Below are 21,696 nucleotides of genomic sequence, written 5' to 3'. Positions count from 1 at the left end.
AGGCTCGATGGACGGCCGCCGGGGTGGCTGTGTAAGCTTGAATCGCTTCGGCTGTCGTTACGCGGTTCTGCGGATGCCATCCGTCTCGCGGCGTCCCGTCGGCCCGTTGGCGGGTCACCGCCGCGTGAATGCCCACCAGCGGATCGGGGTCGCATACCGGGCAGTCGGAACTGAACATGACCGGAATGCCAGTGTCCATCAGCCGTCGAAAGGCATAGGTCCACCGGCCTTTTTCCCCCACCGCCGAATCGATGAGGTTCATGTCCAGGACCATGTTGGCCGGCGTCACACCCAGTGCCAGGTGAAGTGTGCGCAGCCGGTCTGCATCCTCCGGCCGGATCATCTGCACATGTTCGATGCGGTGAGGGATGGGGGGGCGAGATACGCCGGACCGCTCCCTGTTGGATTCGAGGGTTTCAAAAATAGAGATCAGTTCGCGATTGGCGCGATCGCCCACCGCATGAACCATCACCGACAGGCCGGCTTTGTCCGCCCTGCTGATGTCATGGGCCAGGATGTCCATGTCCATCAGCGGCATGCCGCACTGTGCATCCAGGTAGGGGTCGATCATCCAGGCGGTGCGTGCGCCCATGCCCCCGTCGGAGAAAAATTTGACATGGCCCACGCGCAGCCGATCGCTGCCGAACCCGGTGTGCAGCCCCAGTCCGATGATGTCGTCCAGGCGGTCTCCCGGCAGGGTGACCCACGATCGAAGGGCTAAGCGACCGTCGCGATCCAACGCCTGGAACGTCTGAAACGAAACAGCACCGTCCTTGTCCGCCATCAGCCGTACGTCGTGAATGCCGGTAACGCCCCGGCGGTGAAGGGCGCTGGTTGCCGCTTCGAAGGCCTGCATCACCTGATCCACATCCGGCGGGGCAACGGCCTGGCGCACGAGATTGATGGCCAGTTCACGAAGAATACCGGTGGGTTTGCCAGCGGCGTCTTGTTCTATTCTGCCCTCCGGCGGGTCCGGGGTGCCTGCATCGATGCCGGCCAGTTTCAGGGCGGCGGAGTTGGCCGCGGCCAGGTGCAGGTCGCAGCGCCACAGCAGTACCGGGTGATCCGGGGCCGCCCGGTCCAACGCTTCGCGGGTGGGCATGTGCGGTTCGCGCCAGTCGGTCTCGTTCCATCCCTGCCCCATGATCCATTGGCCCGGTGGCCGGGCGACGGCTGCCTGACCTACGCGTTCCAACAACTCCTCGAGGCAGGTGAGATCATCCAGACGCACGCCCTGACGGTTGAGCGCCCACTCGTAGAAGTGGATGTGCGTATCGATAAATCCCGGCAATACCAATCGGCCCTCAAGGTCGATTTTCTGGGATTCTGCGCCGGCCAGATGCAGGATGTCTTTATTTGCACCGACGGCCAGGACGTGGCCCTGCCCAATGACAGCGGCCTGGGCAAACGGCTGACTATGGTTCTGCGTGGCAATGGCGGCGTTAAAGAGTATGATTTGGGGAGTTGATGCATTCACGATAGTTGCTTCTCCGGAAAAGGGTAAAAAAGGACTCCAGGACTCCAGGAGTCAAGGGATCAAGGGGGTTGAAAGTGATTTCATCGAAGTGGTGAGCATGATTGTCTTGATCCTTTCACTTGACTCCTTGAACCCTCGACCCCTTGGATCCTTCTTATGCAACCCTTCTGGTTTCTCACAATAAAAATCCTTCGGGAAACGGGTCGTTGGCATCCACGACGAATTGATGATAGCCGGTTATTTGGGCGTTTCCCCGGACCTGTCCAACGATGCCGGCAAATTTACCGATAGGTACGGTTTTGACCACCCGCCCTTCGAATACCGTGCCCAGGGGGCTGGCATTTTTGTAGACCTGATCGGGGCTAAGTTTGCCTTGGTGGTGGAGCAGTGTCATCTTGGCCGTGGTGCCGGTGCCGCACGGTGAACGGTCCATGTGGGACTCGCCATATACCACGACGCTCCTGCCCGTCCCCGCAACCGGGTCTTCGTCGTAGAATTCGGTCACGTCTATGGTTTTCACCTCCGGTCGCTCGGGGTGATAAACGTCGAACGCCTGGTTGGCCGCCTCGATAACGGCCATCCCCAATGGAATCAAGCGATGGCTGTTGGCCGGGATCAGGTCGATGCCGACGGAACGGGCCGAGACCATGGCGAAAAAACCGCCCACACAGACCAAATCGACGGGGATCCTGCCGAATTCGAGGACCTCGATCTCACGGGCGGTGTCAAAAACGAATGAGGGCACCATGTCAATGGCCACGGATTCGACCCGGCCGTCGCGAACCCGGGTGTGGGCATCCAGCGGCCCCGACGGAGTGTCGACCGTGATCACCGTATCTCCCTCTTCGGCGGCGATCGCTCCGGATTCGATCAGGGTGGCCACGGCGCCGATGGTGGCGTGGCCGCACAGGTAGGGATAGCGTCGGGCGTCCATGTAAAACAGACCGAATGCGCCTTTACGGCTGACCGGTTCAGTCACCACGGCCGCCATGATGCCCCGGTGCCCCCGGGGTTCGCGGGTCAACAGTTTGCGGACGTGGTCGTAGCGTGCTTCGAAATGATCCCGCTTGGCTTTCATCGTGCTGCCTGGCAGATTACCTGGGCAACCTACCAGCAGGCGGGTGGGTTCCCCCTGGGTATGGGAGTCGATGGTTACGATTCGATCGGGATAGCGACATGAAAACCCTTTTTCGATTAATTCCAGTTTGCGCATGCACATACCCCTGTCGATTTGATGGTAATTTTAAAACCTTAATCATCGTCCGGTCGATTACCAACCGTAAATAACAAAACCTGAAAACGATATTGTCTGCTTTCAGGTTTTGGATCGAAGGGATGGCGAAAAAAGGTCAAATGGTTGATTCCATAGGGATCAGGTGGCAGTGGTGAGGCGATACTTGTACGCTGACCGATTCACCGTTGCTGTAGAGCCGTGTGCGCATCATGCTGATGATGTGAATTTCGCGGCCGGTCGCCAGTTCAATGAAGTAGCTGACCTCGCCGCCCATGTAGCTGCGGTCTTTGATGCGGCCCTCGAAGTGGTTCATCCCCTCTACCGGTTTGAATTCATCCCTGGGAAAGGCATCGAAGCGCTGGGCGCGGACGATTATCTCCACCGCATCGCCTGTCGAAAATCCGCCCTTGTTTTTTGCCAGGAGGACATCGCCGGTTTCGATCTTGACGTTTACATGGTTGTCGTTGACCGCCACGACCTCACCCCTGATGAAATTGGAGTGGCCCAGAAAATCGGCCACAAAATGGTTGTTGGGTTCATTGTAGACCGTCTCGGGGTCTCCTTCCTGCTGTTTGCGGCCCGCCTTCATGACCAGAATTTTGTCGGACATGCTCAACGCCTCACGCTGGTCGTGGGTGACAAAGATGGTGGTCACGCCGAGCATCCGCTGCAGGTTGTCCACCTCCCGCCGCATTTCCTCCCGCAAGTTTTCATCCAGGGCGGAAAGGGGCTCGTCCATCAGCAGCACGTCCGGTTCAATCACAATGGCCCGCGCCATGGCGATGCGCTGCTGCTGGCCACCGGAGAGCTGGCTGGGCATGCGGTTTTCCACGCCGGGCAGGCGGACCATCTCCAGGGCTCGGGTCACTTTCTTCTTGATGTCCGCGGTTGATACGTCACGGTACTTCAACCCGAAGGCCACGTTGTCGAAAATGTTCTTGTGGGGAAACAGGGCATAGTTCTGAAAAATCATGCCCAGGTTGCGTTTGTGGATCGGCACGTCGTTGATCCGGACGCCTTTGATGAAAATGTCGCCTTCGGTGGGTTCCTCCAGCCCGGCCACCATGCGCAGCAGGGTGGTTTTACCGCATCCGGAAGGGCCCAGCAGCGTCACCAGGCTGCCTTCTTCAATGTCAAAATCCATTTTTTCGACGGCGACGACGTCGCCGAATCGTTTTAAAATGCCTTTGAACTGGACGATGGGCTGCTTTTTGCCGGTTGCCACGATATTCTGTCTCCCTCTCTTGAACTTTTATTATTCAGTCTGGACCGCTCCGCAGCAACGATATGGACCAAATGGGTTCCACGATTTGTGTGCAACAACATGGCACCAGTTGTGAACCGCGATAGCGAGCGCATTCCTCGCCGTTTGCGGCGGGGTTAGCGAGCAAACTGAAATCCGACTTTTTGTCATCACGGTGCTGCGTAGCACTGCCGTTACAGGCAGCACATTCCCCTCGGCTTGCCGGGGAGAATCTTCAATAATATAAAGATCCGACAGTTTACTTACAGAAAGGGTAACTTTTGCCCGAGATCAAGGCGGTCGCCGGATTAGAACCGGAGGCATATCGCGAATATGTCGAGGATTCGAATCCGGCGACCAACGCCGAGACCGGGTAAAAGATGCGCTTTCTGGGTGTAAACTAGCTGCCAGCTTTGATCCTATCCCACTTCTCCGTCCATTCCACCTGATTGGCATTCCAATAGGCCGGATCGGCAAACAGGTACCCTTCCAGCTTGCCGGTGGGGTCGAAGGCCGGCATTTTTTTGATCTTCTCAGTCAATTCCACCTTGGATGGATCCAGGCTGGGCGGATAGTTCTGTCCCTCGGCCACGGCGATGGCCACGTTGGGCTCGAGCATGTAGTTGAGCAGCTGCTGGGCGACGTCCAGATCAGTGCCTTTCAAGACAAACTGATATTCCATCCAGGAATAGGTGCCCTTGGGAGCGAGGTAGCCGATGGGGTGGCCCTCCTGCTGAAGCGAGGCCACGCGTCCAGACCAGGCCACCGTGGCGTAGATCTCCTCATTGGCCAGCAGGCTCATCAGTTCGGCGCCGGAGGCCCAATATTTTTTCATCAGACCGCGCTGTTCCTTCAAAGCCGCCCAGATGGCTTTAAGATCCGTCATGTTGTTGGGGCTCTGGCCGGTGTGCAGGGCCGCGTACCACATGTTGGTCCGAAAGTCGCCTTCCCAACTGCCCAATTTGCCTTTCAGGTCTTTGTCCCACAGCAGGGCGGCGCCGAGCTTCTCGGCCTTTTCCTTGCTGACATGCTTGGTGTTGTAGGCGATGCCGGTTTGCCCGATGTCATAGGGGACAGCCGATAGGGTACCTTTGGTGATCTCCCGCAGCGGTTTGATCATGGCCGGCATGACATTTTTGAGATTAGGGATTTTGGATTCATCCAGTACCGATGAAAAACCCAATTCGACATAACGGGCATAGTCGAAAACGGCACTGAGATAGGCAATGTTGAACTCACCACCCGGTGGGAAGGAGGCTTTGACGCGGGTCAGGTAAGAGTTCATGTCGCCGAATTCACCGTCGATGACCTCGATACCCGTGGCCTTGGTAAAAGGCTTGAAGGCGTGCTCCCTGAACGCCTCGGACACCGAGCCTCCCCAGCCATCGAAACGAATGGACTTGGCCGCCCAGGCTTCTTTAACGGCGCCGGCAAAGGGTGATCCGATCAGCCCGATGGAAGCGCCGGCAAGGCTTAAATATTTTAGAAAGTGACGTCGGCTGAGCTTGCCGTCTTTGTACGCGTCATATACCCGATCCAGTTTTTCTTTCGTTACGATGGCCATTGGTACTCCTTTCAGATGAGGGTTTCCAGGTTGGTACGTTACTCCTTTATCCGTGAGAACCTGCGAGACAGGTAGCCTGCCAGCAGGGGGGTGGTGACGGTCAGAACGATCATGACGGCACCAAGGGCATTTATTTCCGGACTGATTGAGTTTCTCAACATGCTGAAAATCTTGACCGGAACGGTCTGGTTCTGTGCCGTGGCCCAGAACAGCGTTGCCGTGATGTCATCAAAAGAGATGGTGAAGGCAAAAAGGGCTCCGGCCAGAATCGCCGGCAGCAGCAGCGGGAAGGTGACTTCCCTGAAAGTTTGAAATGCATTGGCACCCAGGGATTTGGCTGCCTCTTCGTACTCTTTTTTGATTCCTACCAGTCGAGCCTGGACGATCAACAGGACATAGGGGAGAGTCAACACCACGTGCCCGATCACCAGCAGCGCGAAACTCTTAGGCTGCTGCAGAAATCGTAAGAAAAGCAGCAGCGCCACTCCTAAAACCACTTCGGGGATCATGATCGGTGACAGCAGCAGGGTGTTGAGGGTGTTTTTGCCGGGAAACTCGAAGCGGATGAAGGCCAGGGCGGCCAGGATGCCGATCCCGGTGGATATCACCGCCGTCAGCGACCCCAGGACAAGCGAATTTTTAAACGCATCGATGATCGATTCATTTTGTGCCAGTTTGATGAACCACCGCCAGCTGACGCCCTCCATGGGAAAGATGCCGAACTGTTTGGGGTTGAAGGCCAGCACAATAACCACGACGATGGGCGCGAACAAAAAAAGGTACACGAGGAACGTGTAAACCCTAATCAATGTCCATCCCGGTGATAATTTTTTCATCGTCTAATTTCCCTGAAGGCTTTTAAAGATCTGATTGATTCCCAGATATCGATTGTAGGTCCAGACGATCACGAACAGCAGGGAGAGCAGGATCACGCTGATGGCCGATCCAAAGGGCCAGTCCAGCGTCCCGATGACCCGCTTGAAGATCAGGTTGGCGATCATGTCATTGCCCGGGCCACCTAATATCATGGGGGGTAAATAGGTGCCGGCGGTGAGCACAAAGACCAGCAGACAGCCAGCGCTTACGCCAGGGAGGCTCAAGGGCAGCGTCACTTCCCTAAAGGCCTGCCATTCGGTGCAGCCCATGCAGCGGGCGGCCTCGAGAAGGCTTTTATCGATGCCTTCCAGACTGACATAGATATTCAGGACCATAAAGGGCAGCAGATACATGATCAGTCCCATGAGCACGGTGAACTCATTGTACAGCATGGATAGGGGAGACTCGATCAGCCCGATCTTCATCAGGAAATGGTTGATCAGCCCTGAATCACCCATAATATTGATCCAACTCATGGTGCGGATGATGAAGCTGACCCAGAACGGCAGCATGATCAGCAACAGAAAGACTTTTTTATATCGGCTTTCACTGCGGTAGAAATAGTAAGCGGGGATATAGCCAATGATCACGCAGAGAACGACGGTTTCAAAGGAGATGCGAATGGTCCGGATGAGAATTTTCGGATAGAAGAAATCCTCGAAGAACTTGGCGTAATTGCCGAACTGGAAGGCGGGAATGTCAGCTCCGCTGGGGGCGCGCAGCCAGAAGCTGTAGACAACGATAAAGCAGACCGGTATCACCAAAAGAAAGAAGACAGCGCTCAATGACGGTGCCAGTAGCGCCCAGGGTTTCCAGCCGTCAGATTTCATAGGTGTGTTGTCCTGAAATTGGGTATGATAAAAAAGGAGGTATTCAAAAAAAACCTTAATGAAATTGTATCAGTCTGTCAAGACGCCCATCTAACCCGGTTAAAAAAAGAAGTAAACGATTCTCCAGAAAAGCAAAAGGTGTTACCCTTTTTCGAATGACACATCGCACATCCGTTAGACAGCCATGGGGCCTACCTCGAATCCCTGCGGCTTCTATCCGGGGGCAGGAGCTCAGAAAGCGTTCTAGCCGTTTCCCGGATCATATCTCCATATTTTAACCTGACATCGTCTGCACTGTGCTGGAGAACTGAGAAGTCGAAGCAGACCGCGCCGACACCCTTCCCGGTGAGTGGATCAAATAGCGGCGCACTGATGGTTATCAATCCTGGCAGGTACTCTTCCTCCGACATGGCGAACTGACGCGCTTTGGCCTTCTTGATACCTTCAAGAAGAATCGATTTATCCACAATGGTGTTGGAGGTCTTGGGTAGAAGGATCATCGAATCGATCTTCTTGGCGATCAGGTCATCGGGCAGGCTGGACAGGTATGCCTTGCCCAATGCCGTGTTGTGCAGGCTGTTTTTAGAGAAATCGGGCAGGTTGTAAGTCAACGTCTCATCAGCGCCCCGATAGTAGATGCGCACCAAGGTATCGTCTACCGCAAAGGCCACATCGATGCTAATATTTTTCTCCTTGTGGATCCGGTCCACGACTTCCTTGATCAGCCTCAGATGATCCGTGGCGCGCATCAGATTGGCGCAAAACAGGAGGCACAGGATCGCGGGTCGGATCTCTTTGGTTTTAATATCTTTTTCAAGGTACCCCAACTCCACCAGGGTGTTGATGTAGCGGTAGGTGGAGGTCATGTTCAGATCCAGCGTCTTGGCGATATGACTCTGGGTCATGACCGGGTTTTCCCGGTTGAAAAGAGACAGGATTTTCAATCCCTTTTCCAAGGACTTCGAAAAATAATATTTTCCTTTTGACATACCGTTTGGGGATGATTTAATATCACACTATAATAGGAATTAAATTACTATTATAGTTAAAATGACAAACTTCTAAACGAATGTCAAACACTAATTTCAATTCAGCGTAAGAGGAGGGCGGGGGCATGTTGAAAGATGATACGACAATGCGGATCGTTTACGAGCATTCGGGTGAAGCCAATGAGGTGTCGATGTCCAGCCTCGTTGCCGCACTTGTCGATTTCCTGGATCATTTTTGCGTTAAGTCGCTCGTTGGCCATTCGTTCTACCAGATCGTCCAAACGGGTGACGGCGCCACCAAACTCAGCCGGCTGCTCGAGGCGTGCGGGAACAGTGGCAATCCCGAAGGGTTTTTTTCCGATTTGCTATCTCAGCTGGCAGCGGCCGACGGCACCCGGAAGATCGCTGTCAATGGCGTCGAGCTGCCCCACTTGATGCTCATGTCGATTATGGAAGTTGTCCTGCCCGGTAATGCATTCATATCCATTAAAAAGGTTGATCAACTGGAGAAGGTAGCCAATATCCGTATCCCTGAGACCGACCGGGCGGATATCCAGTCGGTTATCGATACCTACCCGGTCCGGCTGTCCATGCACACCATCCGCCAGATGCGGGTGTCCGGCAACGTGGCCTATCAGTACCTGCCTTTTGTCCAGGAACTGGACGACACCGGACACACCAACACCTGGATCGGCCAGTTTCACCAGGGCCTTCTCGAGCAGATGTACCAGAACCGGGTCATTTTCCTGCTTAACATGAGCTGCCCGGTTTACTGCCGGTTCTGTTTCCGCAAGCACAAGGATTCTCGCAACGAAGCCAATCCCACACCGGCGGATGTCGACAGGGCTGTCGCGCATGTCGCAGCGTCTCCGTCCATCAAGGAAATCGTGATCACCGGCGGGGACCCCTTCATGAACCGGGCAAACATGGCCCATGCCATCGACGGCCTCATGGCGATCGACCATGTACAGACCCTGCGCCTGGCCACGCGTTCCATCGCCTATTACCCCCACCTGTTTTTGTCCGACGATGCCGCCCTGCTGGGCTACCTGAAGCGAAAAAACCTCGAGCTTCAGCAGCGCGGCAAGCGCATGGAAGTGGCCACCCATTTCATTCATCCCGATGAAATCTCCCCGCAGAGCCTGATGATCATTTCAGACCTGGTCAATAGCGGGATCGCGGTATACGTCCAGACGCCGTTTTTAAAGGACTGCAACGATGAAGGCCCTGAACTGGTCCGACTGTTCAGCCTGCTGCGCGGGGCAGGCGCGGAACTTCACTATATCTACATCCCTTGCAGTCCCATCCATGGAAACAACGTTTACTGGGCGCCCATTTCAAAAGGGTTGGCTGTGGGCAACTACCTGCGGGCGCACCTGTCTGATCGCGTGATCCCCAGGATCTGTACGGCCACCCCCATCGGCAAGATGGACTGGCATACCAGCGGCTGGGCCGTGGAACCGGTGGCGGAGAACGAGAAGTTCATGTGGATTCGAACGCCTTACACGCCCGGATATTTCAAGCGTTTTGCGCCCATTGCCAACAATCTGGATAATATCCGCATCAACGACGAAGGCACCATCGACATCCAATACATGGCCCAAATCGGCGATGAGTCCCTCTTTTTGGGAACACGGCCGCCCCTGCCCGGCGGTGGCGTGACGACTCAGCGGCAAAGCACCGAGTCGATACTGCCGATGGTCCGCAGTGGTGAGAAGATTGCGCCATCGATAGTCGATACCGGGTCTCCATCGATTTCTCGCGTCCATGAGACCCGGGTGGAGATGCATACCGACGCCGTCGATGGGGATTTCGACACCATCCGCGGCGATGACCGAATTACCGACGTGGTGATCGTTTCGGCAACCGATGCCGTCGATTCCCTATACCGAATCCGCCGTATCGTTCGTACTTTAGAGGAGATCCCCCACGTCAATGCGGTGCGGCTGCGCAGCCTGAAGTTCAACTATGAGCCGGAACGCTTCACCCCGGTCGTGATCGATGAATTGGGCAACCTGAATCGGCTGACGATGGTGACCCCGCTGCGCTTGGAAATAGAGACCCAGTTTCTGGCTGCTGACGAATTTCGGCCGGCGCACAAGCGATTGGCCCGGCAGTTGAACAACAAAGGGATTTCGGTCTACTGTAACACGCCACTGCTGGGCCGGATAAACGACACGTCGGATGCCATCAATCAAATTGCCTACGGCTGCCGCAGAGCCGGCATTGAATTTCATCACCTCTATGTGGCCGGGTTGGCCATCCAGAAACGATGGAACAGTGAAAACCCGGTGGCGCTGTACGATGTAATCGACATCGCCACGCGGGTGCGTCGAGAAGGCAGCGGGCGGGAGGTGCCCAGATACATTATCCGCACCAAGCTCGGAGAGGTGGATTTCGGCCTGTCCTCCACGATCCTCGGCCAAGGCGGCGATCTTTCCGTTAAACTGCAACCCTATGATCTGTCCTATTTTACCGCCATGCAGCCGGGTTTTACCTGGCCGGCGGATGTGTCGGAAGATGTCGACGGCAAACCGGTCATACCGGTTGCCGGTTTGCTGAAAACCACGGATTTTGCATTGTCCTAGTCAGGAGGCCTGATGTACTATCCATTTATGCTTTTCAACGAGAAAGTGGACCACCGGCCGGTCTTCACCGGGTTGCAGGGCGATCCCTATGTCGCCGACCTATCACCTCGCAGCCCGCTGCTTCGTGGCGTGGATGTAAGAGATCAGAAAAAGTTTCAACAGGTCCTGGACCATCGGATGGGATCACAATACCGGTGGGGGTTCTCCCCCTATCTGGAGCGGCGAGACACCCTGCTCGGGGATTGCCCCCAGATGGTGGCCGACCAACGATTCATTCATCTGGGCCTGGATGTGATCGTCGGTTTGGGTACGCCGCTGCATGCGCCGTTGGACGCCACCGTCGCGGAGAGCGGCTACGAGAGTGGGGAGGGCAATTATGGCGGGTATGTTCTCCTCAAGCACCAGAGCCCCTATTTTGAGACCTTTTACAGCCTCTACGGGCACCTGTGCAAAGATCGCCTGCCGGAGGCCGGCAGCCCATTCCCGGCCGGAGCAACCTTTGCCGAAATCGGTGATTTTCACGAAAACGGGAACTGGTTTTACCACACCCATATTCAGACCATTACCCAGAAGGGCTTGGACCGGGGTTACGTCTCCAAAGGCTATTGTGCGCAAGCGGACCTATTGGCGATGAATGACCTGTGCCCGTCGCCCATCCCCCTTTTTAAACGGTGAGGCCATGTCACAGGTAATTAACTGTCCTGTCCTTATTTTCATGAATGATTGACATCAGGAGGTCCGAATGGTCATACATCAAAGGGAGATCGGTTACGGTGAAAACTATCAGGCTTTTTTTGAAGCGCTGGTTAAGGCCAAGAAATTTATGGAAAAAAAATATCCCGAAATTTCGGTGACGCTCATGTACAGTCTTGCAGGACAGCGAGGCCGGGCAACGGTACAGACGCGATATGCGTCGCTGGCTGATTATGAGCGAATCGATGCCGAAGCGGATAACGATGAGGAATATGCAAAGCTGCTCGAGCCTACCATGGGTCCAGCCGCGCATCCGGTCGTCGATCAATTCTATCGCGTATTTTAACTCCGTTTGAGAGCCTGGGTGGGGTCGCCGTTAAAGGCAAACTTGCGCTGCAGGTGGTATACCAACGCAACTGTGTGAGCGAGATCAGAAGCCGTATGGATGCATCTAAAGCCTCGGGGTTAACCGATTATATCGGTCGCGACGATGAACTGCATAACCTTCGAAAAGCGTTAAAAAAGGCCCAGTCAGGACAAGGTCAGGTGGTGGGCGTGGTTGGAGGGGCGGGTATCGGAAAGTCACGCTTGGTTTTGGGATGCATGGCCAGGCGGATGCGCCATGCAGAGTTATCGAAAGCAGATGGGTTCAATACAGCAGCAGCATTCCTTTCCTGCCGGTGCTTGAGACCTCCAAAACCTACTTTGACATTGGGGTGGGGGCATCCGAGGAGGGAATCGATGGGTAGTTGAAAAGCAGATTGGCGGAGATCAATGAGGAATTGATTCAAGCGCTTCCCGCATCCAGGCATTTTTTATAGCTTCCTGCAGATGACCTTCAGTGGCTCGTTAAGACCTCTAAAGCGCATATCAGCTATTACATGGAGTGGATATCGAATGCTCTGATCCTGCTGTTGTCACGCTACCGCCCGGAATACATCTTCAAGAATGTCGGTACCCATGAGGTTTTTTATTCTACAGCAACATCGGCTTATTTCATTCCGTCAAATTAAGGCATCAAGAAGGGAGCAGGTTTTCCAAAAAAGCCTTCGAGCCGGCGGCGGCAATCCATGACCTTACAGCGACAGATACTCACGTCATTGGATACAAACCCGTATATCTCGGTAGGGCACTTTTTGGGGGGAACTGTTTGCCCACATGAATCTGGAAGAAGCGGCGAAATCCCACTTGAAGGCGGCTGAAGCCTCCTGCAGCAAGCGGTGCTTATCCCCATACACGAGAATATCTGTAATCATGCCGCACCTTATATTTCAGGTGAGGACGTCAATGTTGAAGAAGCGCTGGACGATTGGACCCAGATTGTAAATGGACGGACAGGCGGTTACACAGACAGGGCGGTATCCTGCACCAGGGACCATTATTAAGCGCTATGCTCATAGAATGAAACATGGTATAGGCGAAACTCCATTTGTTGATTTCCGGTCTCCAGCCGCCTTCACCACCATGTTGCCTAAACAGCATGGATGAAGAACCGATCAGGAGGAAGAACAGATGATCCAGACCAATCATACCTCGAAAGCAAGCCCACGATTTCGGATGCTGACCGAAGACCAGGTTGAACGGATCACCCGGGCTTCCTTCGAGATTTTGGAAAAAGTCGGGTTTAAGGTTTTGCATGCCGGCGTGCGAAACATGCTCGAATCTGCCGGGGCTGTAATCAGCAATGAATCGGTTAAAATCCCGGAGTTTATCGTCCGGGGTTGTATAGCCACATCCCCCAAAGGATGGACATTGTATGACCGTCAGGGAAACCGGTCGATGGAGGTAGCGGGACGGAATAGCTATTATGGGACGTCGACGGCAAGTCCGCGAACAAAGGACGCCCTGACTGGTGAATACCATGAAACCAGGGTTGAGGATCTGATCCGCGCCGCTCGGATTGCCGATTCACTCGAGAACATTGACTGGGTCATGCCCATGGGATCAGTCCAGGATGTATCAGCCAAAGCAGCCGATCTGCATGAATTCTATGCAACCGTCACCAATACAATCAAGCCGATTGTTTTTCTTGCCTACTCACCCCGTGGAACCGAGTTGATCTACGATATGGCTGCTGAAGTCGTTGGGGGTGCAGACATCCTTAGAGAAAAACCGTTTTTAGTCCTATATCCCGAACCGATTTCGCCGTTAATCATGCCGGAAGCGGTTGCGGAGCGGATTCTGATCGCAGCGGACCGATTCCTGCCACAAATGATGGGACCGGCCATTCAACCTGGAGCGACAGGCCCGGTTACCATGGCCGGAGCGGTTGCTCAGGGTGTCGCGGAATCTTTGTTTTGCGTGGTCGTTGCCCAATTACGTCGACCGGGATGCCCGGTTGGTTTAGGTTGCAACTTCGGCATCTTTGACATGGCTCAGGCGTTGATGAGCATCGGTGCCCCTGAAATGAGCCTGGCTCTGGCAGCCCAAGCCGAGGTTGCCCAATCGTTGGGATTGCCTACCTGGGGGTTGGCCGGAGGGACGGACGCCAAATGCCTCGATGCTCAAGCCGGAGCTGAGGCGACGTACCACATCCTGGCACAGGGCCTGGCCGGTTTGAATCTAATTCATGACGTGGGATACATGGACATGTCGATGGCTTGTGCCGTGGAACAGCTGGTGATGAGCAACGATGTCATCGGCATGACCAAGCGGCTGCTCGGTGGCTTCGAAGTCAGTGACGAGCAATTGGCACTGGATGTCATCAGTCAGGTCGGCCCGGGGGGGCATTTTCTTCAACAGCGCCATACCATGACCCATTTTCGCAAAGCATTGTGGCAAACGAAGGTGTTCACCCGACAGCCTTTCGAGACCTGGAAGGACGGCGGTTCCAAGGACGTCGAAGCGCGTGTTCGCGAACAGATCCGGCACACATTGGATACCCACCAGCCGGTGGCTTTGTCGGATAGCATAATTACACAGATCCAACAGATTAAAACCGAAGGCGAAAAAGAACTCATCAGTCGCTAAGGGTTTAAAGGCTTTTGATTTACCAGAAAGGGGATTGAACCATGTCCAAAAAATACGATGCCATTGTCATCGGCGCCGGCATAATCGGTGCCTGTGTCGGGTTCGAATTGGCTAAACGGGGTAAGCGGGTGCTTAACCTGGATAAGCTGGCCGCATCGGGAATGGGATCCACCTCCGGGTCCTGTGCCATCATCCGTCTGCACTATTCGACACCGGACGGTGTCGCCATGGCCCGGGAGGGCTACTATTACTGGCTGGACTGGCCAAAGTATCTCGGCACCGTGGACCCGACCGGCATGATTAAATACATTAACACCGGGTGCCTGGTGATAAAGACCCAGAAAAACAATTATCTGCGAAAGGTCATGACCGCTTTAGATGAACTGCACGTGGTTTTCGAGGAGTTGGATACTAATGGCATCAAAAAGCTGATACCCGTCGTCGACACCAAACAGTTCGGCCCGCCGACGTTATCCAGTGACCCGCGTTTCGGACAGTCGACCGGAGAATCCATCACCGGCGCAGTCTACATCCCAGAATCCGGTTTCATCTCTGATCCCAAACAGTCGGTCCATAATGTCCAGGTCGCTGGTGAGAATGTGGGGGGGGAATATCGCTTCAATTGCCAGGTGGTGGATATTCTGAAGAAGAACGGCCGCTGTGCCGGGGTCAAACTGGCCGACGGAACCGAGATCGACTCACCGGTGGTGGTCAACGTAGCCGGGCCTCACTCTTATCAGGTCAACCAGATGGCCGGCGTCCTTGACGGCATGAACATCAAAACAAGGCCGCTTAAGCAGGAGGTTTGCCATGTCCCGGCTCCCGATGGCATTGATTACAACTATTCAGGCACCCTCATCTCAGATGGGGACATTGGATGCTACTCCAGACCAGAGGTGGGTAACCACATCCTCATCGGATCCGAAGATCCTGAATGCGATACCCTCGAATACGTTGACGATCCGGACGGCTACAACACTGATTTTACCGACCAGTGGACCACCCAAGTCATGCGTGAAGCCCAGCGAATCCCGAAACTGCGGATTCCCAACCAGCCCAGCGGAATAGTCGACCTTTACGACGCCTCCGACGATTGGCTCCCGATTTACGATAAATCCGACCTGCCCGGCTTTTACATGGCTGTCGGCACTTCCGGCAACCAATACAAGAATGCACCGGTGGCGGGCGTGCTCATGGATGAATTGATAGAGGCCTGCGAAAACGGACACGACCATGACCAGGCGCCGGTGAAATTCACCATGCACTATACCAAGCGGACATGCGACATCGGTTTCTTCAGCCGATTGCGAAAAATAAATCCTGATTCCAGTTTTTCGGTTATCGGTTGAACTAAAGCGATGCAGCAAAATGACATTCTGCTGGAGGTCAGAAACCTTCAAACTTACTTTAACGTCAGAGAGGGCGTCGCCAAGGCGGTGGATGGTGTCTCTTTCCAGCTGCGCCGGGGCGAGACCCTGGGACTGGTCGGTGAGAGCGGCTGTGGCAAGACGGTTTCAGCGCTCTCGATCCTTAAACTACTGGATTCACCGCCGGCCGAATATCACGCTGGAGAGATTATCTTCGACGGACAGGATCTCTTAAAAACTAGCGAAACCGGGATGCAGCGTATTCGTGGCAACACGATCTCGATGATTTTTCAGGAGCCGATGACCTCTTTGAACCCTGTCATTTCCATCGGCTCGCAGATTGAAGAGGTGCTTTTAAACCACATGCCTTTGAACGCATCTGCAGCACGTCAGCGCACTATAGAACTGCTGAGCATGGTGGGCATCCCGTCTCCGGAGAATCGTATTGACGAATATCCGCATCAACTTTCCGGAGGAATGCGTCAGCGCGTGATGATCGCCATCGCTCTGGCGTGCAATCCTAAAGTGTTGATCGCTGATGAGCCGACCACGGCGCTAGATGTCACCATTCAGGCCCAGATCCTGGATTTAATGCAGCAGCTTCAAGCTGATCTCGGAACAAGCATACTCCTGATTACCCACGATCTGGGAGTGATTGCCGAAACCGCTGACCGTGTTGCGGTCATGTACGCTGGACTGATTGTAGAAGAGGCCGATGTCCATACGATCTTCAGGAACCCTGTTCATCCTTATACGCAAGGGTTGCTGCGCTCTGTTCCAAGAATCGACGAAGCGCTGCGGCCGCATCGACTGACGGAAATTCCTGGACGAGTTCCCAATCTTTTCCGCTTACCAAAGGGGTGCTCGTTTATTGATCGCTGCCCGGTTGCTATCGATCGCTGCAAGTACCACATTCCTGAACTGGTGCAAATCGAAGATGGCCACTTTGTCCGATGTTGGTTGAATGACGGGAGCCTTTAAATTGGCGCGAAATCTGCTGGCAGTGAACCATTTGGTCAAACACTTTCCCATCAAGCGGGGAATGTTTTCGCGCGTTGTTGGTCGTGTCCATGCGGTTGATGGGATTAGCTTTGAAGTCCAAGAGGGTCAGACGCTTGGACTCGTGGGGGAAAGTGGCTGCGGCAAGACAACCGCAGGCAAAACCATTCTTAAGCTGATCGAACCGACAGCTGGAACCATCCGCTACAACGGTCAGGACATCACTGCCTACAATCGGGCGCAAATGAAACCTTACCGTCAGCAGATGCAGATCATCTTTCAGGATCCCTTCTCTTCGCTGAACCCGAGACATTCAGTTGGATCCATCATTGCTTCTGCTCTGGAAATTCATCATCTGGTTGAACCCAGTGAAAAAGAGGACAAGATTGCGGATCTGCTTCGTAAAGTGGGTTTGTCGGCAACTGTCATGCGGCGGTATCCCCACGAATTCTCCGGCGGGCAACGTCAGCGGATCGGTATTGCCCGTGCGCTTGCGGTCAATCCCCGCCTGGTGATCGGAGATGAGCCGGTATCGGCGCTGGATGTCTCCATTCAGGCCCAAATTCTCAACCTACTGGAAGATTTGCAGGATGAAATGGGACTCACGTATATACTGATTGCCCATGATTTAAGTGTAATCCGCCACATCGCGAATAAAATTGCCGTGATGTATCTGGGTAGGATTGTTGAAATGGCGTCACGAGAAGAACTCTATCATAATCCATTACATCCATACACTCGTGCGTTGCTGTCGGCCGTTCCCATACCGGACCCGGAACGCAAGCGTCAGCGAATTATTCTCAAAGGCGACGTGCCGTCTCCGATCAATCCACCGCCGGGTTGCCACTTTCACCCAAGGTGTCCACAACGCTTTGAGCCATGCAATCAAGTGACACCGAAGTCTAAAACAGTATTGGAGGGCCATGATGTGGCGTGTCTCCTATACGAGTAAGCCGGTTTTAATTTTAAACCGGATCGGGCGTTGGCCATAAAACCCATCAAGGATATCGCAGCAGGATCAAACAGGAGTTGGATGTGTTCCAATTCATCATAAAAAGATTAGTGCAAGCCATCCCGTTGCTGATCGGGGTTTCGATAATTGGTTTTGCCATGATGCACCTGGCGCCGGGGGGCCCCCTGGCTGTCTATACCTTGAACCCCACGATTACCGCTCAAGACATCGAGCGGATCAAACACGTTTTCGGTCTAGATCAGCCGATCTATATCCAGTACTTGAAGTGGGCGGCGGGGATGTTCACGGGCAATTGGGGCAACACTTTTTTTGGTGGGCGCCCGGTTTTGGATGTCATCCTCGAAAGGATGCCAGCTACCTTTTTATTGATGGGCTCCGGCATGTCGGTGGCTGTCTTGATCGGCATGATTATCGGAATTTTAGGAGCGGTCAGGCGCTATTCGGTGTTTGACTATTTAGCGACGACCGGCGCCATGGTGGCGCTCTCTTTTCCAACCTTCTGGTTCGGGTTGATGACCATCTTCATATTTTCTCTGAAACTCGGCTGGCTTCCGTCAGGAGGCATGTTTACCTTAGGTGGGGAGGAGAGCATCTTCGATTTAATTAAACACCTCATCCTGCCGACGGTTGTGCTGGCCCTGGTTCTGGTAGCGCAGTGGAGCCGATATACCCGTTCAAGCTTTTTAGAAGTTATTCACCAGGACTATATCCGCACCGCCAGAAGCAAGGGCCTTTCGGATCGCCGCGTGCTTTTTCGCCACGCATTTCCCAACGCCGTGTCGCCACTGATTGCCCTTGCAGGTGTCCAATTACCGTGGCTTTTCTCAGGGGCGCTGGTTACCGAAACAATTTTTGGTTGGCCTGGAATGGGCCGGCTATTCGTCGATTCGCTGACCATGAAGGAGTACCCGGTGTTGATGGGAATGATCATGATCACAGCAGCCGCCGTGATTATTGGGAACCTGTTGGCGGATGTAATCAATGCACTTATCGATCCCAGGATACGGTTGGAATAATGACCCGCTATCAACCACCGCCAAGTGAGTCGGCCAACCCAACAGGCCGGACCGTCAACCCGGTAAAAACAGCCGTCGATGGAACACCGATAAGCTATTATGAAAGCCAGACCCGACGGATTTGGCGCCGGTTTCTGAGGCATCGATTAGCGGTGATCGGTGGGTGCGTCGTGCTGCTGCTGTTGCTCATGGTGGTATTTGCAAATCTTCTGTCGCCACATGATCCACTATCTCTGGACACGCAACGACGATTTATTCCTCCCTTGACCAACGCTTCTTTTGTTTTGGGAACGGATGAAATGGGGCGGGACTTGCTCAGCCGGCTTTTTTACGGAGGCCGGATCAGCCTCGTGGTGGGCGTGGCAGCCATGTTTGCCACCATCGTCACGGGCCTGTTGATCGGTTTGATCGCCGGGTTTTATGGCGGTCGTATGGATAATGCCTTGATGCGCTTCACCGATACCATGCTATGTTTTCCGCAGGTGTTTCTGCTGTTGGTGCTAGCGGCGTTCATTACCCCGACGGTGATATCGATCGCTCTGATCATCGGATTGACCTCTTGGATGGAAGTCGCGCGCATCATTCGTGCGCAGATCCAATACATCAAGGAACAAGACTTCATCCAAGCCGCCATCGCCTTGGGTGCTTCGGAGTCGCGTATCATGTTTAAAGAACTCTTACCCAATGCAATTGCACCCGTGCTGGTATCGGCTACATTGAATGTGGCCAACGCTGTTTTGATGGAGTCCTACATCAGTTTCCTCGGATATGGTATCCAGCCCCCACTGGCGAGTTGGGGCAATATGTTAACCAATGCGCAGTCCTATTTCGACCTGGCCCCATGGCTGGCCATTCTACCCGGTTTGATGATCACCCTCACGGTCATGAGCTTCAACTTCCTGGGTGACGGACTGCGTGACGCCCTGGATCCACGCTTGAGAATGTAGTTTGGTATTATTCCGGAAACGGCTTGTTTAGGAACACCTGCCCAGCAACCACAACAGTCAAAGGAGGAGTCTTATGAGCAACCACGGAATGACACGCAGACGCTTTATCAAAACCACCGGCCTCGCAGTAGCGGGTACCGCCTTGGCTGGAACCGGCCTAATGCCGCGCTATGCCTGGGCCGCCAAAAACAACGTCATCGTCGGCATGACCCAGGAACCGGTCAACTTCAACCCGTTGCTTTACGTCAACTCGGGGACAGAGGAGGTTCCTGAGGCATGCATGTTCGATGCTCTCTGGGATGTGAATGATAGGGGTCAGTTCATACCCAATTTGGCTGCACGGGTACCAACATACGAAAACGGGGGTATATCCCCGGATGGGTTGGTGTGGAAAATTGAGCTCAAGAAAGGGGTCAAATGGCAGGACGGAGCGTCCTTTACAGCCAAGGATGTTGAATTCACCTACAAAACCATCGTGAGACCGGACGTCGCCATTCGCTCACGTTCCGGTTTTGATTTGATCGCCGACTTTAATATTCTGGACGATCATAACGTGGAGATCATTTTGGCCAAACCTTACGTCCCGTTCGCCTGGGCGTGGCAGAAAATGCACATTGTGCCAGAACACATTTTGTCCAAGGTGGGTGATATCAACACGGCGGCGTTCAATACCAATCCGATCGGGACCGGGCCTTATAAACTGGTCAAGCGGGTGGCAGGAAGCCATATGATTTACGAAAAAAACCCTGACTACCATCGCGGGGCGCCGGCTATCGACAAGGTGATCCACAAGTTCGTTCCCGATCAGACCGTCGCCTACACCCAGTTTAAAACGGGTGAAATCGATGTCTTCGGCCTGCACGGGGTGCCGCCGGAGCGTTTCGAGGAATCCCGCAAGCTATCTGATCGGGATGCACTGGAAACGCCTGCGCCCTGGGTTGAATTCGTCTATTTCAACTGCGGCAAACCGCAATTTAAGGAAAAAGTAGTTCGCCAGGCCCTGTATTACGCTATCGACAAAGAGAAGTGGATCAAGGACATTTATTATGGCCTTCCGCCGAGGACCCTGTCCTATCTGCACCCAACGCATTGGGCCTATCATCCAAACCTTAAAGACCCCGGCTACGATCCACGCCGGGCTGCGGAAATGCTGGAAGGCGCCGGATGGAAGAAGGGCGCCGATGGTGTCAGGGAGAAAAACGGTGTGAAATTGAATTTTACGATGTCCACCACGGCCGGGTCCAAGGCGCGTGAACAGGCCCAGGCAATGATCCAGTCCAACTGGAAGGAGATCGGCGTGGTTATGGAAATAAAAAACATGCCGGCCTCGGTGGTGTGGGGTGATTTCACAACCAATAGTCATTTTGACACGTTGATGGTCGGTTGGGAACCCACGGTAGGGATGGATCCCGACTATGCGGCCCGGTGTCATTCGAAACAGATACCGGTCAAATACGGAACCGGTTCCAATTACGTGCAATATGAAAACCCCGAGTTAGACAAGCTCTTGGACGAAGGGGTGCTGATCTCCGACATGGAGAAGCGCAAGGCTGTATACCACCAAATTCAGGCCATCCTGCACGAAGACGTGCCCTTTGCACCGATCTTTGCATACATGTTCATGTACGGGAAAAAGAGTGACCTGAATGGCTACCAAATCAATCCCTATGTTACTGACATCACCTGGAACATCCAAGATTGGAAATGGGGATAGACATGGTTCGATGAACCTTGGCGAAGCCATCTAAAAACACCAATGGTGCGCAGGTTGCAATCAAAGCAGCTTCCAGCGACATATTGCTTTCCATGAGTCACCGTAGAGCATGTTGAACCGCATCCAAGCTTTTTAAAACCAAGCGCGATCGCCTTCAAAAAAACTGCAGAATAAAGGCGGGGAGAAAGATTCGAATTCTCCCCGCCTTTTGATTTT

19 protein-coding genes are annotated in these 21,696 nt (G+C 54.0%); 11 read left to right on the top strand and 8 right to left on the bottom strand.

Annotated features, from left to right (window positions below):
• From ABYV26_RS05095 to ABYV26_RS05065, 7 genes are all read right to left on the bottom strand, one after another.
• Positions 1 to 1,477: amidohydrolase (locus ABYV26_RS05095; protein ID WP_372678790.1), on the bottom strand; the 1,477-nt coding region annotated here is incomplete at its 3' end.
• A 175-nt stretch (positions 1,478 to 1,652) separates the two neighbouring features.
• Positions 1,653 to 2,690 carry a proline racemase family protein gene (locus tag ABYV26_RS05090; protein WP_372678788.1) on the bottom strand — a complete coding sequence of 346 codons (1,038 nt, stop codon included), beginning with the start codon at positions 2,688 to 2,690 and terminating at the stop codon, positions 1,653 to 1,655.
• Between the two features lie 136 nt (positions 2,691 to 2,826).
• Positions 2,827 to 3,936, bottom strand: coding sequence for an ABC transporter ATP-binding protein (locus ABYV26_RS05085; protein WP_372678786.1), 1,110 nt, complete (start codon positions 3,934 to 3,936; stop codon positions 2,827 to 2,829).
• Between the two features lie 418 nt (positions 3,937 to 4,354).
• The gene (locus ABYV26_RS05080; RefSeq protein WP_372678784.1) at positions 4,355 to 5,518 is read right to left on the bottom strand and encodes an extracellular solute-binding protein; all 1,164 of its coding nucleotides are present in this window, start codon (positions 5,516 to 5,518) and stop codon (positions 4,355 to 4,357) included.
• A 38-nt stretch (positions 5,519 to 5,556) separates the two neighbouring features.
• Entirely contained in the window at positions 5,557 to 6,354 is a 798-nt protein-coding gene (locus ABYV26_RS05075) for an ABC transporter permease (RefSeq protein ID WP_372678782.1), read from the bottom strand.
• 3 nt (positions 6,355 to 6,357) lie between these two features.
• The gene (locus ABYV26_RS05070) at positions 6,358 to 7,224 is read right to left on the bottom strand and encodes an ABC transporter permease (protein WP_372678781.1); all 867 of its coding nucleotides are present in this window, start codon (positions 7,222 to 7,224) and stop codon (positions 6,358 to 6,360) included.
• A 191-nt stretch (positions 7,225 to 7,415) separates the two neighbouring features.
• Entirely contained in the window at positions 7,416 to 8,213 is a 798-nt protein-coding gene (locus tag ABYV26_RS05065; protein ID WP_372678779.1) for an IclR family transcriptional regulator, read from the bottom strand.
• A gap of 125 nt (positions 8,214 to 8,338) precedes the next feature.
• Here ABYV26_RS05065 and ABYV26_RS05060 point away from each other — a divergent pair, with 125 nt between their 5' ends.
• The 11 genes from ABYV26_RS05060 to ABYV26_RS05010 all read left to right on the top strand — a co-directional run bounded on the left by ABYV26_RS05060 (position 8,339) and on the right by ABYV26_RS05010 (position 21,480).
• Positions 8,339 to 10,801: a 4Fe-4S cluster-binding domain-containing protein gene (locus ABYV26_RS05060; RefSeq protein WP_372678777.1), complete on the top strand. Its 2,463-nt coding sequence runs from the start codon at positions 8,339 to 8,341 to the stop codon at positions 10,799 to 10,801.
• A gap of 12 nt (positions 10,802 to 10,813) precedes the next feature.
• The gene (locus tag ABYV26_RS05055; protein WP_372678775.1) at positions 10,814 to 11,476 is read left to right on the top strand and encodes a peptidoglycan DD-metalloendopeptidase family protein; all 663 of its coding nucleotides are present in this window, start codon (positions 10,814 to 10,816) and stop codon (positions 11,474 to 11,476) included.
• A 67-nt stretch (positions 11,477 to 11,543) separates the two neighbouring features.
• Positions 11,544 to 11,840: a hypothetical protein gene (locus ABYV26_RS05050; protein WP_372678773.1), complete on the top strand. Its 297-nt coding sequence runs from the start codon at positions 11,544 to 11,546 to the stop codon at positions 11,838 to 11,840.
• Between the two features lie 95 nt (positions 11,841 to 11,935).
• Positions 11,936 to 12,247 carry an AAA family ATPase gene (locus ABYV26_RS05045; RefSeq protein ID WP_372678771.1) on the top strand — a complete coding sequence of 104 codons (312 nt, stop codon included), beginning with the start codon at positions 11,936 to 11,938 and terminating at the stop codon, positions 12,245 to 12,247.
• Between the two features lie 759 nt (positions 12,248 to 13,006).
• Entirely contained in the window at positions 13,007 to 14,464 is a 1,458-nt protein-coding gene (locus tag ABYV26_RS05040) for a trimethylamine methyltransferase family protein (RefSeq protein ID WP_372678770.1), read from the top strand.
• A gap of 41 nt (positions 14,465 to 14,505) precedes the next feature.
• Complete coding sequence (locus ABYV26_RS05035; protein ID WP_372678769.1) at positions 14,506 to 15,813, top strand: NAD(P)/FAD-dependent oxidoreductase; 1,308 nt, start codon at positions 14,506 to 14,508, stop codon at positions 15,811 to 15,813.
• 9 nt (positions 15,814 to 15,822) lie between these two features.
• Positions 15,823 to 16,812 (top strand): ABC transporter ATP-binding protein, encoded by a 990-nt coding sequence (locus ABYV26_RS05030; protein ID WP_372678767.1) that lies wholly within the window; start codon positions 15,823 to 15,825, stop codon positions 16,810 to 16,812.
• Complete coding sequence (locus ABYV26_RS05025; protein WP_372678765.1) at positions 16,796 to 17,782, top strand: ABC transporter ATP-binding protein; 987 nt, start codon at positions 16,796 to 16,798, stop codon at positions 17,780 to 17,782. Before ABYV26_RS05030 ends, ABYV26_RS05025 begins: the two co-directional genes overlap by 17 nt.
• Positions 17,783 to 17,865: 83 nt before the next feature.
• Positions 17,866 to 18,819: an ABC transporter permease gene (locus ABYV26_RS05020; RefSeq protein ID WP_372678764.1), complete on the top strand. Its 954-nt coding sequence runs from the start codon at positions 17,866 to 17,868 to the stop codon at positions 18,817 to 18,819.
• Positions 18,819 to 19,766, top strand: coding sequence for an ABC transporter permease (locus ABYV26_RS05015; protein WP_372678762.1), 948 nt, complete (start codon positions 18,819 to 18,821; stop codon positions 19,764 to 19,766). The genes ABYV26_RS05020 and ABYV26_RS05015 overlap by 1 nt, the downstream gene beginning before the upstream one ends.
• Positions 19,767 to 19,839: 73 nt before the next feature.
• The gene (locus ABYV26_RS05010) at positions 19,840 to 21,480 is read left to right on the top strand and encodes an ABC transporter substrate-binding protein (protein ID WP_372678760.1); all 1,641 of its coding nucleotides are present in this window, start codon (positions 19,840 to 19,842) and stop codon (positions 21,478 to 21,480) included.
• On the opposite strand, the gene ABYV26_RS05005 is transcribed toward ABYV26_RS05010, so the two are convergent.
• The coding region (locus ABYV26_RS05005) for a hypothetical protein (protein WP_372678758.1) at positions 21,432 to 21,696 on the bottom strand (265 nt) is incomplete at its 5' end. The genes ABYV26_RS05010 and ABYV26_RS05005 overlap by 49 nt on opposite strands.

Source organism: Desulfosarcina sp. (genome assembly GCF_041551955.1).
Taxonomy (GTDB): domain Bacteria; phylum Desulfobacterota; class Desulfobacteria; order Desulfobacterales; family Desulfosarcinaceae; genus Desulfosarcina.
This window is presented reverse-complemented; position numbering and strand designations above follow the sequence as displayed.

Bases quoted from the DNA above. Each gene is read 5' to 3' on its own strand.
- ABYV26_RS05015 (WP_372678762.1), top strand. From the start codon at position 18,819: ATGACCCGCTATCAACCACCGCCAAGTGAGTCGGCCAACCCAACAGGC.
- ABYV26_RS05055 (WP_372678775.1), top strand. From the start codon at position 10,814: ATGTACTATCCATTTATGCTTTTCAACGAGAAAGTGGACCACCGGCCG.
- ABYV26_RS05040 (WP_372678770.1), top strand. From the start codon at position 13,007: ATGATCCAGACCAATCATACCTCGAAAGCAAGCCCACGATTTCGGATG.
- ABYV26_RS05065 (WP_372678779.1), bottom strand. From the start codon at position 8,213: ATGTCAAAAGGAAAATATTATTTTTCGAAGTCCTTGGAAAAGGGATTG.
- ABYV26_RS05045 (WP_372678771.1), top strand. From the start codon at position 11,936: ATGGATGCATCTAAAGCCTCGGGGTTAACCGATTATATCGGTCGCGAC.
- ABYV26_RS05010 (WP_372678760.1), top strand. From the start codon at position 19,840: ATGAGCAACCACGGAATGACACGCAGACGCTTTATCAAAACCACCGGC.
- ABYV26_RS05060 (WP_372678777.1), top strand. From the start codon at position 8,339: ATGTTGAAAGATGATACGACAATGCGGATCGTTTACGAGCATTCGGGT.
- ABYV26_RS05035 (WP_372678769.1), top strand. From the start codon at position 14,506: ATGTCCAAAAAATACGATGCCATTGTCATCGGCGCCGGCATAATCGGT.
- ABYV26_RS05050 (WP_372678773.1), top strand. From the start codon at position 11,544: ATGGTCATACATCAAAGGGAGATCGGTTACGGTGAAAACTATCAGGCT.
- ABYV26_RS05080 (WP_372678784.1), bottom strand. From the start codon at position 5,518: ATGGCCATCGTAACGAAAGAAAAACTGGATCGGGTATATGACGCGTAC.
- ABYV26_RS05025 (WP_372678765.1), top strand. From the start codon at position 16,796: ATGACGGGAGCCTTTAAATTGGCGCGAAATCTGCTGGCAGTGAACCAT.
- ABYV26_RS05030 (WP_372678767.1), top strand. From the start codon at position 15,823: ATGCAGCAAAATGACATTCTGCTGGAGGTCAGAAACCTTCAAACTTAC.
- ABYV26_RS05070 (WP_372678781.1), bottom strand. From the start codon at position 7,224: ATGAAATCTGACGGCTGGAAACCCTGGGCGCTACTGGCACCGTCATTG.
- ABYV26_RS05090 (WP_372678788.1), bottom strand. From the start codon at position 2,690: ATGCGCAAACTGGAATTAATCGAAAAAGGGTTTTCATGTCGCTATCCC.
- ABYV26_RS05075 (WP_372678782.1), bottom strand. From the start codon at position 6,354: ATGAAAAAATTATCACCGGGATGGACATTGATTAGGGTTTACACGTTC.